This is a genomic window from Roseateles sp. P5_E1 (assembly GCF_054049335.1).
This window is the reverse complement of record NZ_JBFUMN010000003.1, coordinates 144,138-158,695: the sequence shown is the minus strand read 5'-3', so window position 1 is coordinate 158,695 and position 14,558 is coordinate 144,138. Positions and strand designations below refer to the sequence as shown.

Sequence of the window (14,558 nt, the reverse complement as noted above, 5' to 3'; positions counted from 1 at the left end):
GTACCCACGCGCGGTGCCTCCTGCCTCGTTGAACCGCCTTGCAGGCTTGCCAACCATGCGGCATTCCGTCCTACACATGCCACCGCTGGCTTGGCGCATGCTGCGATGCAGCAGTTGAAGTTCAGCCATGTCGAAATGCATCATGCTGATTCGCCACGCCGAGAAGCCACACGGCGAAGACGGCGGCGTGGATGCATCCGGTCGCGACGATCCCAACTCGCTCAGCGTTCAAGGCTGGCGCCGCGCCGGCGCGCTGGTTCCGTACTTCTCGGCACTGGCTGAACGCCTGCATCCGCAGGTGTTGGAGCGCCCGCAGCACATCCTTGCGGCCCGGCCAACGGCAAGGCATCCGTCGACCCGCCCTTATGACACCGTGGAAGGCCTGGCCGACCGCCTCGGGGTTGCCGTCGACGAACGCTGGTCGGACCACGATCCGGTAGACAAACTCGCGTGGCACTTGCGGTCGCTGGACGCGCCGGTGCTGGTTTGCTGGCGGCACGACGATCTCCCCAAACTTGCCAAGGCGATCACGACAGTCGATGAAGTGCCGGAGAACTGGCCGTCCGAGCGATTCGACCTGACGTGGTCGTTTCGCTGCCAGGCGGGTCGCTGGCTGTTCCAGCAAGTGCCGCAGCTCCTGCTGGCCGGTGACCGGCTCACACCCGTCGACTGGCCGCAGAACAGAGCAAGGGCACGGCAAGCGGCTTGAGCAGGTTGCCGACGGTCTGGCCGCCATGGTGGCCCGCCTGCGGCATCAGGTGCAGCCGCTCGGCCAGCATCGGCCCTCGCGGCCGGTGGGAGCGGCATTTGCCAATCGTTGGGCCTTCCGCATCCTGCGCAAAAGCCCCTTGAGCCCAGCACCAACCGTCAGCCGCTTCCTCACCGCCGACGCTGCGAAGGCGGCGTTGACGGCGCCTGCCATCGCCGTCCAGCTCGCCATGGTCGACTGGCGCGGCGGCAGCGCGCGGGCGCGGCCCTCGTCATCGCCCCCCAACGGAGCGGCCCGTTCACGCGAGCGCAGTTTGCGCAGCTGCGGCAAGTTCTGCTGCACAGACTGCAGGTGGAATTCGGCGTCTCCATCGACGGCGTCGAGGCCGGCCAATGCGCTGGCGCACGGGACCTCGTCTGCGCCAACGCGCAGCGCCTCGCCTGGAACATGACCGGGGGCTTCAACCGGCAGGAGATGCAAGGTGCAGAGCAACTGGAATGGCGCCTTCAAATGCCTGGCACCCGAGCAGCTGATCGAGCGGCTGGCATGGCTGGAGCGGCCGCTGGTGTTCACCAACGGCGTGTTCGACCTGCTGCATGTCGGCCACGTCAGCTGCCTGGAGGCGGCACGCCGCCAGGGCAATGTGCTGGTGGTTGCGCTGAACAGCGACGCCTCCGCCCACGACCTGGGCAAGCCGGGTGAGCGTCCCTGCTGCACGCTGCACGAGCGCGCCCACGTCATCGCGGCTCTGTCCTGCGTGAACTGGGTGACGTGGTTCGAAGAGGCCACGCCGGCGGCGCTGCTGCAGGCGGTGCGGCCCGACGTGTACGTGAAGGGCAGCGACCACGCGGCGGAACAACTGCCTGAGACACCGTTGGTGCGCGGCTGGGGCGGCCGCGTCGTCACCGTGCCCTACTTGGCCGGCCACTCGGCGGCGGCCAGACGCAGCTGATCGAGCTTGGGGCGCATGCGCCTTCCCCTAAAGACCCTCTCAGGCGCCTAAGGCGGTAGGGGTCGGGCCGGGAAGCGAGCAGCGAGCTTGCCCGGGGCGGCGCTCATGACCTGGCCTCCTCCTCGGCCCAGCCCTGTGCGCCGATCAACGGCACGAAGGCCACGTCGGCGAGCGCTTGCTGGTCGAAGTGGCCGTTCGCCAGGCGCCTCACCTTGACGAGGGTCTGGCCTCGGGTTTTACCGACCGGGATGACCAGGCGGCCGCCGGGCGCGAGCTGGGCCTTGAGCCCGGGCGGCACGTCCGGGCCCGATGCGGCGACAAGGATGGCATCGAAGCTCTCACCGCCGGGCCAGCCGCCGCTGCCGTCGCCGGTGATGATCTCCACGTTGTCGTAGCCGAGCGCCGCCAGGCGCTCATGCGCACGACGGGCGAGCACCTCGCTGCGCTCGATTGCCGACACGTGCGCGGCGATGCGGCTCAGCACGGCAGCCGCATAGCCCGAGCCCGCGCCGATCTCCAGTACCGCGTCGCCCGCCTTCACTTCGGCAGCCTCGATCATCAGCGCGACGATGAAGGGCTGGGAGATGGTCTGGCCCTGGGCGATGGGCATGGCTGCGTCCTGGTAGGCGAAGTCCTCGAAGCCGGCTTCGACGAAAAACTCGCGCGGCACGGTGCGCATCGCCCGCAACACCGCGGCGGCGCGGATGCCGCGGGCGGCCAGCTGTGTGGCCACCATGCGCTCGCGCCGCTCGGCGTAATCCACGTTCATGGCGCTCAGAGATCCATCAATTCGCTGGACGTGCAGTCCCGGCCGCGCTCCTTGGAAACGTAGAGCGCCCGGTCGGCACGCTCCAGCACGGCATCCAGCGCCTCGTCCGGGCGGGCCTGCGCGACGCCAGCCGAGAAGGTGTAGGCAATACCGGCATGCGGCTCCAGCGTGTGGCGCACCCGCTCGAGCGCGGTGCAGGCCTCCGCCATCTCGGTGCCCGGGAGCAGCAGGAGGAATTCCTCGCCGCCGATGCGGCCCATGGCCTGGCCGGATCGCAGATGGGCCTGGGTGTGATCGCAGAAGTGGCGCAGCACGGCGTCCCCGACGGCGTGGCCACGTGTGTCGTTGACTCTCTTGAAGTGGTCCAGGTCCAGCAGCGCAAGGCTCACCGGCTGGGAATGCCTGCGCGGGTCGTTCAGGGCGCTCAGCGCGAGCTTCAGGATGTGCCGGCGGTTCGGCGTGCCGGTCAAATCGTCGGTAAAAGCTGCCTGAACCGCCAGCTCGTGCGCACGCTCCAGCTCCGAAGCCATCCGCTGGTTGGCTCTCAACAGGCGCTCGCAGTCGTCCTTCTGATCACGCAGCGACTTGCGCTGCCGATAGAGGGCGACAAACGCACCGACCTTGCTTTCCAGCACCTGAGGGTGCACCGGCTTGATCAGGAAGTCGACGGCGCCGGCCTCGTAGCCACGGAAAGTCCGCGCCGCATCGCCGCTGGCGCCCGTCAGAAAAATGATGGGAACTTCGCGGGAAAGCGCGTTGTCGCGCATCGATTCGGCAAGCTGGAAGCCATTGACGTCGGGCATGTTGACGTCAACCAGCGCCAGCGCAAAGTCGTGCTGCGTCAGCCGCTGCAGCGCCACCGCAGCAGACTCGGCGGATACGACCTCGATGCCGGGACGATCCAGGATCAGCTTCGTCGAAACAAGGTTGTCCAGGTTGTCATCGACATGGAGGATGAAGGCGGTCTCACGAGCAGGCAGCGCAAGCTCCCGGGAGGACGTTGGGGGTGCGTGGCAATTGGCGCTCCCGCAGCGCTGCCGCGCCTGGCTGATACTCGCGCCGTCAAGCCGACATCAGGAATCTGCGTGAACACGTCCCCGATCAGCGACGACCTGGTAGACCGCGTTCGCCACGCGCTGGCTGAGGTCGCCGACGTGCGAGAGAAGCGCATGTTCGGCAGCGCCGGCTTCATGGTGCGAAACCACCTGTGCGTGACGGCGCGGCCCGAGCGGCTGATGTGCCGCATCGACCCGGCGCTGCACGAGATGGCGCTCCAGCGTGACGGTGTCGAGACGGTGGTCATGAAAGGCCGCCCCTACCCAGGCTATGTGTTCGTCGCCGCGACGGCGGTACAGACGAAGGCGGCGCTGGACTATTGGATCGAACTGTCCCTGAAGTTCAACGCGACGCTGCCTGCGGCCAGCGAGAAAAAGAGAGCGACGCGAGGCAAGCCCAAAGGCGTCTAGCGCGCGCCTTGGGTCTGCGGCAATTGGCCATCGAATTCCCCGCGCGCCGGGTAGTCGTTCTTGATCACGAAGTCGAGCGCCTGAACCAGATCGGCAAAGTTCGGGCGGGCGAACGGCATGGACTGCACCGAGAGCCAATACAGCGTCCGGTCGGGTCTCACCAGAAACAGACCGGGTTCGGAAAACAAGGCCGGCTCCTCGATGCCAATGGACGTCTTGCCTCGCGAACTCGACACGTAAAGTCCCCAAGCGCGGGCCACTCGCAGGTCGAGGCCGTAGCCGATGCGAAGCTTGTTCGCGCCGATCTTGTCGGCCATCTGCCGAGCGCGGTCTTCACCGTCCGAGCTGATGGCGATGACGCCAACGCCGCGCTCGTTGAAGGCTTCCATCTTGCTTTCCAGCTCTCGCAGGTAGGTGGCGCATATCGGGCAATGCAGGCCACGGTAGAAGCTGATCAGCATGAACCTGTCTGAATGCTCCTCGGCGAGGTCAAAGTTCCCATGGGCCAACGTCGGCGCCGCCAGCGGCGGGACGGTGCTGCGGGGTTGAAGCATGGTCTTCCTTCCGATTGCTTGACGAGATGCGTGCACGATGCCAGATTTGTGGCAATCAATTGTCCGAAATGCATGATCCAAAGTCCGACATGAAGCCACAACCTCGCCTGGACCGCCTGAGCGCATTCCTTTCAGCCTTCCCTTTGGGGGTCCGCGCGACGCAGGGCGACGAGAACCCTGAACCCGCACATTTGTTTCTCTTGGAAGGCCCCGAACCCCGTTCACGCCGCATCGTTTTCTGCAGTACAGGCAGGCGCCGACCGGCATGCGCCGGCGAGGTGTTGCTCGGGGCCGTGGTCGACTTCGGTGGCGATGCGAACCCGCTTCTGCGATCCATGCCGACCGAGATCGCGCTCGACACATCACAGACCGATCCGCTATGGGCGATTGCGACCCAGTTCCACGCCGAAGCCACCGTCGCGCGTTGCGGTGGCGCCGCGGCCTTGGCGCGGCTGGGCGAACTCCTGGTGCTGATGGTCTTTCGCCAAGCCATCGACCAGGGTGCAACGCAACCCGGGGTGCTGGCTGGCCTGGCTCATCCACAGCTTCGCTACGCGGTTGGTGCGTTGCTGGAGCATCCCGCTCGCAACTGGCCGATGGAAGAACTGGCTGCACGCAGCGCGCTGTCGCGCAGTCAGTTCATGCTGGCCTTCAGGCGCACGCTGGGCATGACGCCGGGCGCGTTCCATACTGCTTGGCGACTCACGCTCGCGCACCGCAGTCTGCAGCGCGGTGAGCGCGTCAAGGCCGTCTCCGCCGCGTGCGGATACGGCAGTGCAGCAGCCTTCAGCCGTGCCTATGTGAAAGCGTTTGGCCACAGCCCTTCGGGTGCCGCATCGAACGGACAGAGCGCGCCATCCGGCGCGTGACAGGTCGCCGCCGCCACCAAGCACGACGGCACAAATCGGCGCAAACACGGCGCGTGATCAAGGGCGTTGACGCGCCTAGGCCAATTGTCCTAAACTTTCTAGGACGATTGACCTAAAACGCGTTCATGACGGACCTCTTCTCCTGCGATACGTCCTGCGGCGGCCAGCGCGCTCATATCGGCGACTCTGTCGTCGGCCTCTTCGCCAAAGGAGCGCAGCGATGAAACCGGCAGTGGATGAGCCGTCGACGCGGGAGCAAATCGTCCAGGCGGCGGACCAGTTGTTCTACGAGCGTGGCTTCGAGAAAACCTCGTTCGCAGACATCGCGGGAAGTGTCCAGATTTCGCGCGGCAACTTCTACTACCACTTCAGGTCCAAGGACGACATCCTGGCAGCCGTGATCGCGCTGCGCACCGCCAGGACGGCCGCCATGCTGCAAGCCTGGGCGTGCAAGGCCTCGACACCGGTCGGGCGGCTCCATTGCTTCGCGCAGATGCTGATCCAGAACCGCAAGAACATCCAACGCTTCGGCTGCCCCGTCGGCACGCTGTGCGCCGAGTTGTCCAAACTGGATCACCCGTCACAACGGGATGCCGGAATGATCTTCGGTCAGTTCCGCACGTGGCTGCGCGAGCAGTTCGAAGCCCTCGACCCCAACGCCGACGCGGATGCCCTGGCGCTGCATCTCCTCAGCCGCAGTCAGGGCATCGCGTCGCTGGCCAACGCGTTTCACGACGAGGGCTTTATCCGGCACGAGGTTGAGTTGATCGCGGCATGGCTGGAGTCGCTGACGGTACGGGAGGCAAGTCGGCGCGGCAAACGCAATGTCTCGTAATGATTTTTCAAGGGTGAAAGCATGTTCATCGTCTTTTTGAGATTCGGCCAGAACCGCGCGCAGGCGGGTCAGTGGATGGCGGAGCACAACAAATGGCTGGCCGAGGGCTTCGAATCCGGCGTCTTCGTGATGGCTGGCTCGCTGGAAAACGCGCAAGGCGGCGTCCTGATCGCACGAGATATCGAGCAGGTGGCGTTGCTGGAGCGGGTGAGGCAGGACCCCTTTGTCATGCACGGCGTCGTTGCCGCCGAAGTGCACGGCTTCAAGCCGTCCCGCCTTGCTGATGGCTTGGGAGCCGTTTTCGAGCCTCCGTCCCTGGCGAGCTCTTCGACGGCACGCGCTCACGTTCTTGAGTGAATGGCTGGGCGCTTGCGGCGCAGCGAAGGCCCTTCCTACACTCGGCCAGGAATTGCGAGCGGCACACGCAGTGGATGTCGTCATGATCGCGGTCCGAGCCTTTCGACCTCTCGTTTCACGCCATTCATGCCATGAAGCTCAAGCCACTGCCCAGGACCGTCGCCATCGTCATGGCCGGCTTGATCGCCGCTACCACGCAGGCTCAACCGGCCGAACCCTTCCCGGTCCATATCGAGGTGGATGCCGGTCGCACAGCGGGCGATCTCAAGCCCATCTGGCGCTTCTTCGGCGCGGACGAGCCCAACTACGCGACCATGAAGGACGGCCGCAAGTTGATGAAGCACCTGGGCGACCTGCGGCCGGGGAGCGTGTACTTCCGCGCGCACAACCTGCTGAACACGGGTGACGGCACGCCGGCGTTCAAGTGGGGCAGCACGAATGCCTACACCGAGGACCGTGACGGCAAGCCGGTCTACGACTGGGCCGTCACCGACCGCATCATCGACAGCTACCTCGAACGCGGCGTGCGGCCCTACCTGCAGATTGGCTTCATGCCGCAGGCCTTGTCGAGCGCCAAGCCGGGCACGCCGTACCAGCACAGCTGGCGCCCCGGCTTCGCCTACGACCTGATCGCCGGCGGCTGGAACGCCCCGCCGAAGGATTACGCCAAGTGGGCCGAGCTGGTCTTCCAGTGGACCAGGCACTGCGTGGAGCGCTACGGCCGCGAGGAAGTGCTGCGCTGGTACTTCGAAGTCTGGAACGAGCCCAACGGCCCGGCCTACTGGACCGGCACGCAGGAAGAGTTCAACAAGCTGCATGACTACGCCATCGACGCCGTGCGCCGCGCACTGCCCGAGGCCCGCGTGGGTGGCCCCGACGTTGCGGGCTCCGGGGGGGCGTTCATGGACGCCTTCCTCAAGCATGTCGTCAGCGGCCGCAACCATGCGACGGGGCAGATCGGCACGCCGACCGATTTCCTCGCCTTCCACGCCAAGGGCAGCCCTCGGTTCGTCGACGGGCATGTGCGCATGGGCATGGCGCCCCAGTTGAGCGGCATCGCCAACGGCTTCCAGAAGATCGCCGCGGTGCCCGAGCTGAAGGACAAGCCCATCGTCATCGGCGAGAACGACCCGGAAGGCTGCGCCGCCTGCCCCGGCCCGCAGAACGCCTACCGCAACGGCACCATGTATTCCAGCTACACGGCGGCCAGCTACAAGCGCATCTGGCAACTCGCCGACCGCCACCAGGTGAACCTGGAAGGCGCGCTGACCTGGGCCTTCACGTTTGAAGACCAACCCTGGTTTGCGGGCTATCGCCAGCTGGCGACGAATGGCGTCGACCTGCCGGTCCTCAACGTGTTCCGCATGTTCGCCAAGCTGGGGCCGACGCAGTTGCGCGCCACCAGCGACGCCGAAGTGGCGCTGGAGGACATCGTGGCGAACGGGGTCCGCGGCCGCCCGGATGTGGGCGTGCTGGCCACCCGCACGCCCGACGGCAAGATTGCCGTGATGACCTGGCACTATCACGACGACGATGCCAGCGGCCCGGATGCGGCGGTCAGCTTGAAGCTGGCGGGCCTGGGCGGGCAGGCCACGCGCACGGTGACGCAGTGGCGCGTCGACAAGGCCCACGCGAACGCATTCACGGCTTGGCAGGCGATGGGCGCGCCCCAGGCGCCGGACGCGAAGCAGTACGCCCAGCTGGAAGCCGCCTCGGTGATGGCGCCGGCCGCGCTGCCGGCGCTGGCGGTGGCCAATGGCAGTGCGACGCTGAGCTTCACGCTGCCACGGCAGGGTGTGTCGCTGCTCGTCATCGAGTAGGCGCAAGTACACCCGGTGAACGTCAAGCTTGCAGCACTGAAGTGGCTGGCCGGCCTGCTCGTCTGCGGCCTGCTGGCGCCGCTGGCGCTGGCCGCGGACGCGCCGCGCACCGAGACGCTGATGCTGTCGGGCACCGGCCCGGATGACGCGCTGGACTGGGACTTCGTCATCGACGGCGGGCAGCGCGCGGGCGAGCAGGCGCGCATCAAGGTGCCGTCCAACTGGCAACAGCAAGGCTTTGGCCACTACCAGTACGGCTACGACAAAGGCCCGCGGGCGGCGGACAAGGCGACCTACCGACGCCGCTTCAGCGTGCCGGCCGAGTGGCAGGGCCGCACGGTCCGCGTGGTCTTCGATGCGGTGATGACCGACACCCTCGTGAAGGTCAACGGCAACGTCACGGGGTCCATCCACCAGGGCGGGTTCAACCGCTTCAGCCACGACATCACCCGCTGGCTCAAGCCGGGCGAGGACAACGAGATCGAGGTGCAAGTCAGCGAAGCCTCGGCCGCCACGGCCACCGACATCGCCGAACGCCATGGCGACTACTGGGTGTTCGGTGGCATCTACCGGCCGGTGTGGCTGGAGGCGTCGCCGCTGCAGTCCATCGCGCACGTGGCCATCAACGCCCAGGCCAGCGGCGAGCTCACGGCCGACGTGACGCTGCGGGCGCCGCGCACGGTGACCCGGCTGGCGGCCCAGGTCACCACCCGCGACGGCACGGCCGTGGGCCAACCCTTCTCCACCGCGATTCCCACCGGCGGCGCCGGGCGCGCGCGCATCCAGGGGCGGGTCGAGCAGCCGCTGCTCTGGTCCGCCGAAACGCCGCACCTGTACTCCCTGCAGCTCACGCTGTTCGAAGGCGACAAGGCCGTCCACCAGGTCAGCGAGCGCTTCGGCTTTCGGACCTTCGAGGTGCGTGAGGGCCAGGGGCTGTACCTCAACGGCCAGCGCATCATGCTCAAGGGCGTGAACCGCCACAGCTTCCGCCCGGAGACGGGTCGTGCGGTGTCGCGCGCCCAGGCCTATGAGGATGCGCGCCTCATCCGATCCATGAACATGAACGCCATGCGCGTGGCCCACTACGCGCCCGAGAAGGCCTTCCTGGAGGCGGCCGACGAGTTGGGGCTTTACGTCATCAACGAGCTGAGCGGCTGGCAGAAGGCCCATGACACCGAGGTGGGCCGCAAGCTCGTGCGCGAGCTGGTGGAGCGGGACATCAACCACCCGAGCATCCTGTTCTGGTCCAACGGCAACGAAGGCGGCTGGAACCGCGAGCTGGACGGCGACTTCGCCCTCTACGACCCGCAGGCGCGGCCGCTGATTCACCCCTGGGAGGCTTTTGGCGGCATCGACACCAAGCACTACCCGCGCTACCCGGACCTGCAGCGCCGCCTGGCCGGCCCGCTGCTGGTGATGCCCACCGAGTTCCTGCACGGCCTGTTCGATGGGGGCCTGGGCGCCGGCCTGGACGACTACTGGCGAGCCATGAGCGCCTCGCCGCGCGGCGTGGGCGGCTTCCTTTGGAACCTGGCGGATGAAGGCCTCGTGCGCACCGACCAGGGCGGGCGCATCGACGTGTTCGGCACCTACGCGCCGGACGGCATCGTCGGCCCCCGGCACGAGAAGGAGCCCAGCTACTACACGGTCAAGGAGATCTGGTCACCGGTGCAGATCACGCCGCCAACGCTCGACGATCAATTCAACGGCGTGCTGAAACTGCGCAACGCGTTCGATTTCACGACGCTGGCGGCGGTGCGCTTCCAGTGGGAATGGATTCGGTTCGCCCAACCGCAGGACCGCAGCCCGGACGCCCGCGTGCTGGCCCAAGGCGACCTCGCCGGGCCGGCCGTGGCTCCGCATGCCGCGGGTGAATTGAAGCTGCCGCTGCCCGCGGCCTGGCGCGAGGCGGATGCGCTGCGCCTGACGGCAATGCAAGGCGACCAGCATCTGTGGACCTGGGTCTGGGCAGCGCCGGACCGGCCCTCCCACCTCGCGCGCCAGCATGCCGGCGCGCCCGCGGTGGTAAGAGACGGCGACAGCATCCGGCTGCAGGCCGGCGCCATGTCCGCGCGCTTTGATGCCCGTACCGGCCTGCTGCTCGAACTGGCAAGGGGCGGCAAGGCGCAACCCTTGTCCAACGGGCCGCGCCTGGTGGTCGCCCGGCCCAGGCAGGCCGCCGAGCCGGCATGGCTGGAACCGGCCGCCGCGGCCGACGGCGTCTACGAGTTCCCCACGCCGACGATGGCCAATGTTGCAACCATCGACCTCGGCATCACCGAGACCGATGGCTGGGCGAGCTTCAGGCTGGATCTGTCCGCCGATGGCCAGCGTTGGAAGACCGTCTTTGACGGCGCACGGGTGGCGCGCGACGGCCAGACCTACATCTTCCCGCCCCAGGCCGTGAAGGCACTGCGCGTGACCCGCCTGGCGGGCGTGCGGCGCACGCCCTCGGTGGTGTCTCTGCGGCTGGCCTTCGAAGCAGACCGCTTCGCCGTGCCGGCGGCTCAGGTCGCCGTGACCGCAGGCACCGGGCCGCAAGGCGCCTGGCTGGAAGCGCCTGGCGCCGGCGGGCTGGACCGCGTGCGCTGGACGCTCGGCGAGGACGACGACGGCGGCGTGCTTGCGCTGGACTACGGCTACCAGCTCCAAGGCCCCACGCTGTACCACGGTGTCGGCTTTGATCGGCCGCTCGTTGAGGCCAGCAAGCCTCGCGCGCTCGTGCGCGGGCCGAGCCCCGTCTGGCAGAACCGCCTGCGCGGGCCCGTGCTTGGTGTGTACGACATCGCGCCGCCTGCCGGCTATTTCGCGGACCCGCGCTGGCTGCGGCTGATCTCACCAGTTGGGGACCTCACCATCGTCAACGACGGGGCAGGCTATCTGCAACTGGGCGCGAGGCTGGCAGACTTCCCGACCACCAGCGTGGATTTCCCAGCCAGCGACATCGGCTTCCTGCACGCCATCCCCGCCATGGGCGCCAAGGGCCAGGCCGCTGACCTGACCGGGCCGGCGGGTGAGCCGGCCCTGGCGACGGGACGCTACGGCGGCCGGTTGCTGCTGCGGTTCTGACGGCCGCATGACGCTGCCCGGTTGCACAACGATCACAGGAGACCCATTGAACCCCCTTCACGTCATGCGGGCCGCGGCTTGCGGCCTGCTCGCCCTGGCGGCCACGGCATCATCTCAGGCGCAAGACATCGCCCTGGGCCAACGACTGTTCGACAGCAACTGCGCCATGTGCCACACCGTGACACCGGGCAGGCGCGCGCTGATGGGCCCCGGCCTGCATGGCATCGTCGGCCGCAAGGTGGGTGAAGCGCCGGGCTTCGGCTACTCGGCGGCGCTGGCCGAGCTGGGTGCGAAGGGCAAGGTCTGGACGAAGGCGGAGTTGGACCGCTTCTTGGCCGACCCCGCGGCCTACGCCCCGGGCACCACCATGCCGATCAGCATGGCGGACAAGGCACAACGCCAGGCGCTGTTGACCTATCTCGAAAAGCTTTCAGGCCCGGCGACCACGGTGGCGGTGAGCACTGCGGCCAGCAAGCCGGCGGTCCCTGGTGCAGACGTGGGCAGCTGGAGTGCTGATCGACCGGGGCGGATTCATGAGTGGAAGGTGGCCGACCTGCCCACGCCCTTCGCCACCGAAAGCGCAAGCAACGGGCCCCGCACGGTGCCACGCCCCGAGGGCGCGTTGCCGTTAGTTCCCGAGGGCTTCAAGGTCAGCTTGTGGGCCAGGGACCCTGATCGCGGCCGCGTCATGGTCAAGGCACCCAACGGGGACATCTTCATCTCGTCCACGACGAAACGGCTGGTCAAGGTGTTCTGGTCGTCCACGGGCGAGACCGCCGATGTGGTGAGCACCTTTGCGTCGGGCATGGACCGCCCCTTCGGCCTGGCCTTCTGGCCGACAGGCTCCGACCCGCAGTACCTCTACGTGGCCTTCGTCAATTCCATCGTTCGATATCCGTACCGCAACGGCGACCTTGTGGCCGGCGGCGAACCCGAAGTGGTCGTTCCCAAGCTGTCCCAGGCCGTCGGCGCGCACTCGTCCCGGACGCTGGTGTTCTCTGCCGACGGACGCACGATGTTCCTGTCCATCGGCTCGGCGACGAACGTCGCCGAGGGCATCGGCAAGACGCCGCCCGAGCCGCTTGCCGGCTGGGAAGCCAGGCACGGCCTGGGTGCAGCCTGGGGTGAGGAGGAAGGCCGCGCCGTGGTGCTGGCGTTCGATGCCGATGGCAAGAACCGGCGCACCTATGCCGCGGGGCTGCGCAACTGCGTCGGCATGTACCTCTACCCACGCACCGGGAACCTGCTGTGCAGCGTCAACGAGCGCGATCTGCTGGGCGACAACCTGCCGCCGGACTACCTGACCCGGGTGAAGGAAGGCGCCTTCTATGGCTGGCCCTGGTTCTACATCGGCGCCCATGAAGACCCCCGTCTCGCCGGCCATCGACCCGACCTTCGCGACAAGGTGACAGCGCCCGATCTGCTGCTGACGGCACACGCGGCGCCACTCGGCATGGTCATGTACGAGGCGCCGCCGGCCGCCCCTGCGGCGTTCGCGAAGGCCTACGACGCCGACCTGTTCGTCGCCTTTCACGGCTCCTGGAACCGGCAGACGCGCACGGGGTCGAAAGTGGTCCGGGTGTTCATGAAGGATGGCGTGCCGACGGGCCGCTACCAGGACTTCGTGACGGGTTTCGTCGCCAGCGACACCGAAGTCTGGGGCCGGCCCAGCTCGGTCGCCGTGCAGAAGGACGGCTCACTGCTCGTGGATGACGATGTGACCGGCGAGATCTGGCGCGTCGCTCCGAAATGAATGTTCCAGGCTGACCGACGACGCGTTGCCCGTTGCCCGGCACGCCCCCTAGATTGGCAGCTGCCCGGGGCGTCCCACCGGACCGGAAACATGTTCTCCTTGCCGGCGGACCGTTCACCTGATTCCGTTGTCAGGTTTTTCGTCTCCGTCAGCCAAGGAACATCATGACTCGCTCACGAACGTTGCTCAGCGCGCTTCTTTGCGCTTGTGCGGTTTTGCCGTTTGGCGCGGCGCATGCGCTCGGCGTCGTCACCTATGTGGGTCACGCGGCCGCTGACAATTTCAATCCGCTCAATCGCCTGAATGACATCGACCACGGGACGACCTTTGCGCCTGCAAGCTACGGGGTGAACGTGGATGGCAACGTCGCCACCTCGATCACCGATTCGGCCCAGGGGGGCTCGGCTTATGCCTATTCCCTCTCCGTGGCTGCGTACTCGCCCGTCCTCGGATTCACCGTCGGCGGTGGTGCTGGAGCGACCACGACGATTCATTACCAGGTCATGCTGAGCGGCCCGGCCGCGGCAACGGTAGTGCCGGTGCACGTCCTCGCCCACGGCTTGGTCGACGGCGAAGGAAGTACGCAGGCATCGGCCTCCTTCTCCGTGAACTACGACAGCGGCGGCGCTGGCGCGATTTTGCTCGCCGGCATCAACCTCAACGGAGTGAGTGGCAACAGCTTCTCGTTCGATCAGGTCACCAACTTCAAGGTCAATGCCGTCTTTGATGTCTACCTCCGTGCCGATTCCGGCTCGGGCGGCCCCGGCGGGCCGGCAGGCTGGTCGAAGGCCTTCGTTGACCCTTCGTTCACGATCGACGACCCGGCGCTGGCCGCGCTCTACCACTTCGAAGGCATTCCTAGCGCCGTGCCTGAGTCGGCGACCTGGGCGCTCACGATGTTGGGGCTGGGCGTGGTTCTCGGCGTGCGGCGCCGGCGGACTGCGCTCGTGCCAGTGCCCGAATCGCAATGATTGGTTAACTGGCCCCAGTAGGCGGCCGCGCCATGCGCCTCAAATGGTCGCTCCGCTAGACTGACGACCATGCGCCACGGCCTGACGACCTTCCTGCTGATGCTGTGCATGTGCTGGCAAGCGCTCGCCCATGCAGGCGTTGCCGTGGGGATGGCGGGCCAGGAAGAGCAGCAGCATGCGTTGATGCACCTCGAGGGCCAGGGGCACCATCACGATGGTCACGGCGACGCCAGCGGCGTCCACGAGGACCAGTCGCTCGCCTCGGCCCATCATCTGGCCAGCGACTGCGGTTTGCATTCACCGGTCCTGATGACCCGTGTTGACCTGCACTTGCCGCAACTGCCGCCGGCGATGCCGGTGCAAACCGCGGCGACGCCGCCCCCGCCGCCCTGCCTTGCCGGCCCCGAGCGGCCGCCCAAAGCCCAGTCCTGATC

The 14,558-nt window shown here is 67.3% G+C and carries 15 protein-coding genes; 11 read left to right on the top strand and 4 right to left on the bottom strand.

Annotated elements, in window-relative coordinates:
- Positions 1-127 precede the first annotated feature (127 nt).
- Positions 128-709 carry a histidine phosphatase family protein gene (locus ACXJKJ_RS05000; RefSeq protein WP_457389317.1) on the top strand — a complete coding sequence of 194 codons (582 nt, stop codon included), beginning with the start codon at positions 128-130 and terminating at the stop codon, positions 707-709.
- 45 nt (positions 710-754) lie between these two features.
- Here ACXJKJ_RS05000 and ACXJKJ_RS04995 read toward each other — a convergent pair whose 3' ends face one another.
- Complete coding sequence (locus ACXJKJ_RS04995; protein ID WP_457389316.1) at positions 755-1,189, bottom strand: hypothetical protein; 435 nt, start codon at positions 1,187-1,189, stop codon at positions 755-757.
- Position 1,190: 1 nt separating this feature from the next.
- Here ACXJKJ_RS04995 and ACXJKJ_RS04990 point away from each other — a divergent pair, with 1 nt between their 5' ends.
- The gene (locus tag ACXJKJ_RS04990) at positions 1,191-1,661 is read left to right on the top strand and encodes an adenylyltransferase/cytidyltransferase family protein (RefSeq protein WP_200955306.1); all 471 of its coding nucleotides are present in this window, start codon (positions 1,191-1,193) and stop codon (positions 1,659-1,661) included.
- 103 nt (positions 1,662-1,764) lie between these two features.
- Here the strand turns inward: ACXJKJ_RS04990 and ACXJKJ_RS04985 are convergent, their stop codons facing one another.
- Complete coding sequence (locus tag ACXJKJ_RS04985) at positions 1,765-2,430, bottom strand: protein-L-isoaspartate(D-aspartate) O-methyltransferase (protein ID WP_457389315.1); 666 nt, start codon at positions 2,428-2,430, stop codon at positions 1,765-1,767.
- 5 nt (positions 2,431-2,435) lie between these two features.
- On the bottom strand, positions 2,436-3,335 hold the full coding sequence (locus ACXJKJ_RS04980) for a diguanylate cyclase (RefSeq protein ID WP_457389443.1): 900 nt from the start codon (positions 3,333-3,335) through the stop codon (positions 2,436-2,438).
- On the opposite strand from ACXJKJ_RS04980, the gene ACXJKJ_RS04975 reads away from it, so the two are divergent.
- Positions 3,264-3,896: a TfoX/Sxy family protein gene (locus tag ACXJKJ_RS04975; RefSeq protein ID WP_457389314.1), complete on the top strand. Its 633-nt coding sequence runs from the start codon at positions 3,264-3,266 to the stop codon at positions 3,894-3,896. The genes ACXJKJ_RS04980 and ACXJKJ_RS04975 overlap by 72 nt on opposite strands.
- Here the strand turns inward: ACXJKJ_RS04975 and ACXJKJ_RS04970 are convergent.
- Positions 3,893-4,450, bottom strand: a complete 558-nt coding sequence (locus ACXJKJ_RS04970; RefSeq protein ID WP_457389313.1) for a peroxiredoxin-like family protein — start codon at positions 4,448-4,450, stop codon at positions 3,893-3,895. The genes ACXJKJ_RS04975 and ACXJKJ_RS04970 overlap by 4 nt on opposite strands.
- A gap of 89 nt (positions 4,451-4,539) precedes the next feature.
- Between ACXJKJ_RS04970 and ACXJKJ_RS04965 the strand changes: the two genes are divergently transcribed.
- The 8 genes from ACXJKJ_RS04965 (at position 4,540) to ACXJKJ_RS04930 (ending at position 14,556) form a co-directional block, all read left to right on the top strand.
- The gene (locus ACXJKJ_RS04965; RefSeq protein WP_457389312.1) at positions 4,540-5,319 is read left to right on the top strand and encodes a helix-turn-helix domain-containing protein; all 780 of its coding nucleotides are present in this window, start codon (positions 4,540-4,542) and stop codon (positions 5,317-5,319) included.
- Between the two features lie 220 nt (positions 5,320-5,539).
- On the top strand, positions 5,540-6,154 hold the full coding sequence (locus tag ACXJKJ_RS04960) for a TetR/AcrR family transcriptional regulator (protein WP_457389311.1): 615 nt from the start codon (positions 5,540-5,542) through the stop codon (positions 6,152-6,154).
- A gap of 21 nt (positions 6,155-6,175) precedes the next feature.
- On the top strand, positions 6,176-6,511 hold the full coding sequence (locus tag ACXJKJ_RS04955) for a YciI family protein (RefSeq protein ID WP_457389310.1): 336 nt from the start codon (positions 6,176-6,178) through the stop codon (positions 6,509-6,511).
- Positions 6,512-6,642: 131 nt separating this feature from the next.
- On the top strand, positions 6,643-8,331 hold the full coding sequence (locus ACXJKJ_RS04950; RefSeq protein ID WP_457389309.1) for a GH39 family glycosyl hydrolase: 1,689 nt from the start codon (positions 6,643-6,645) through the stop codon (positions 8,329-8,331).
- A gap of 15 nt (positions 8,332-8,346) precedes the next feature.
- The gene (locus tag ACXJKJ_RS04945; protein WP_457389308.1) at positions 8,347-11,400 is read left to right on the top strand and encodes a glycoside hydrolase family 2 TIM barrel-domain containing protein; all 3,054 of its coding nucleotides are present in this window, start codon (positions 8,347-8,349) and stop codon (positions 11,398-11,400) included.
- 46 nt (positions 11,401-11,446) lie between these two features.
- A complete protein-coding gene (locus ACXJKJ_RS04940) occupies positions 11,447-13,153 on the top strand; it encodes a PQQ-dependent sugar dehydrogenase (RefSeq protein ID WP_457389307.1) in 1,707 nt (568 codons plus the stop codon).
- A gap of 164 nt (positions 13,154-13,317) precedes the next feature.
- Positions 13,318-14,124, top strand: a complete 807-nt coding sequence (locus ACXJKJ_RS04935) for a PEP-CTERM sorting domain-containing protein (RefSeq protein WP_082532801.1) — start codon at positions 13,318-13,320, stop codon at positions 14,122-14,124.
- Between the two features lie 69 nt (positions 14,125-14,193).
- Positions 14,194-14,556, top strand: a complete 363-nt coding sequence (locus ACXJKJ_RS04930; RefSeq protein ID WP_457350770.1) for a hypothetical protein — start codon at positions 14,194-14,196, stop codon at positions 14,554-14,556.
- Positions 14,557-14,558 lie beyond the last annotated feature (2 nt).

Coding starts and splice junctions, on each gene's coding strand:
- ACXJKJ_RS04965 (WP_457389312.1), top strand. CDS start 4,540: ATGAAGCCACAACCTCGCCTGGACCGCCTGAGCGCATTCCTTTCAGCC.
- ACXJKJ_RS04955 (WP_457389310.1), top strand. CDS start 6,176: ATGTTCATCGTCTTTTTGAGATTCGGCCAGAACCGCGCGCAGGCGGGT.
- ACXJKJ_RS04960 (WP_457389311.1), top strand. CDS start 5,540: ATGAAACCGGCAGTGGATGAGCCGTCGACGCGGGAGCAAATCGTCCAG.
- ACXJKJ_RS04935 (WP_082532801.1), top strand. CDS start 13,318: ATGACTCGCTCACGAACGTTGCTCAGCGCGCTTCTTTGCGCTTGTGCG.
- ACXJKJ_RS04985 (WP_457389315.1), bottom strand. CDS start 2,430: ATGAACGTGGATTACGCCGAGCGGCGCGAGCGCATGGTGGCCACACAG.
- ACXJKJ_RS04950 (WP_457389309.1), top strand. CDS start 6,643: ATGAAGCTCAAGCCACTGCCCAGGACCGTCGCCATCGTCATGGCCGGC.
- ACXJKJ_RS04930 (WP_457350770.1), top strand. CDS start 14,194: ATGCGCCACGGCCTGACGACCTTCCTGCTGATGCTGTGCATGTGCTGG.
- ACXJKJ_RS05000 (WP_457389317.1), top strand. CDS start 128: ATGTCGAAATGCATCATGCTGATTCGCCACGCCGAGAAGCCACACGGC.
- ACXJKJ_RS04970 (WP_457389313.1), bottom strand. CDS start 4,450: ATGCTTCAACCCCGCAGCACCGTCCCGCCGCTGGCGGCGCCGACGTTG.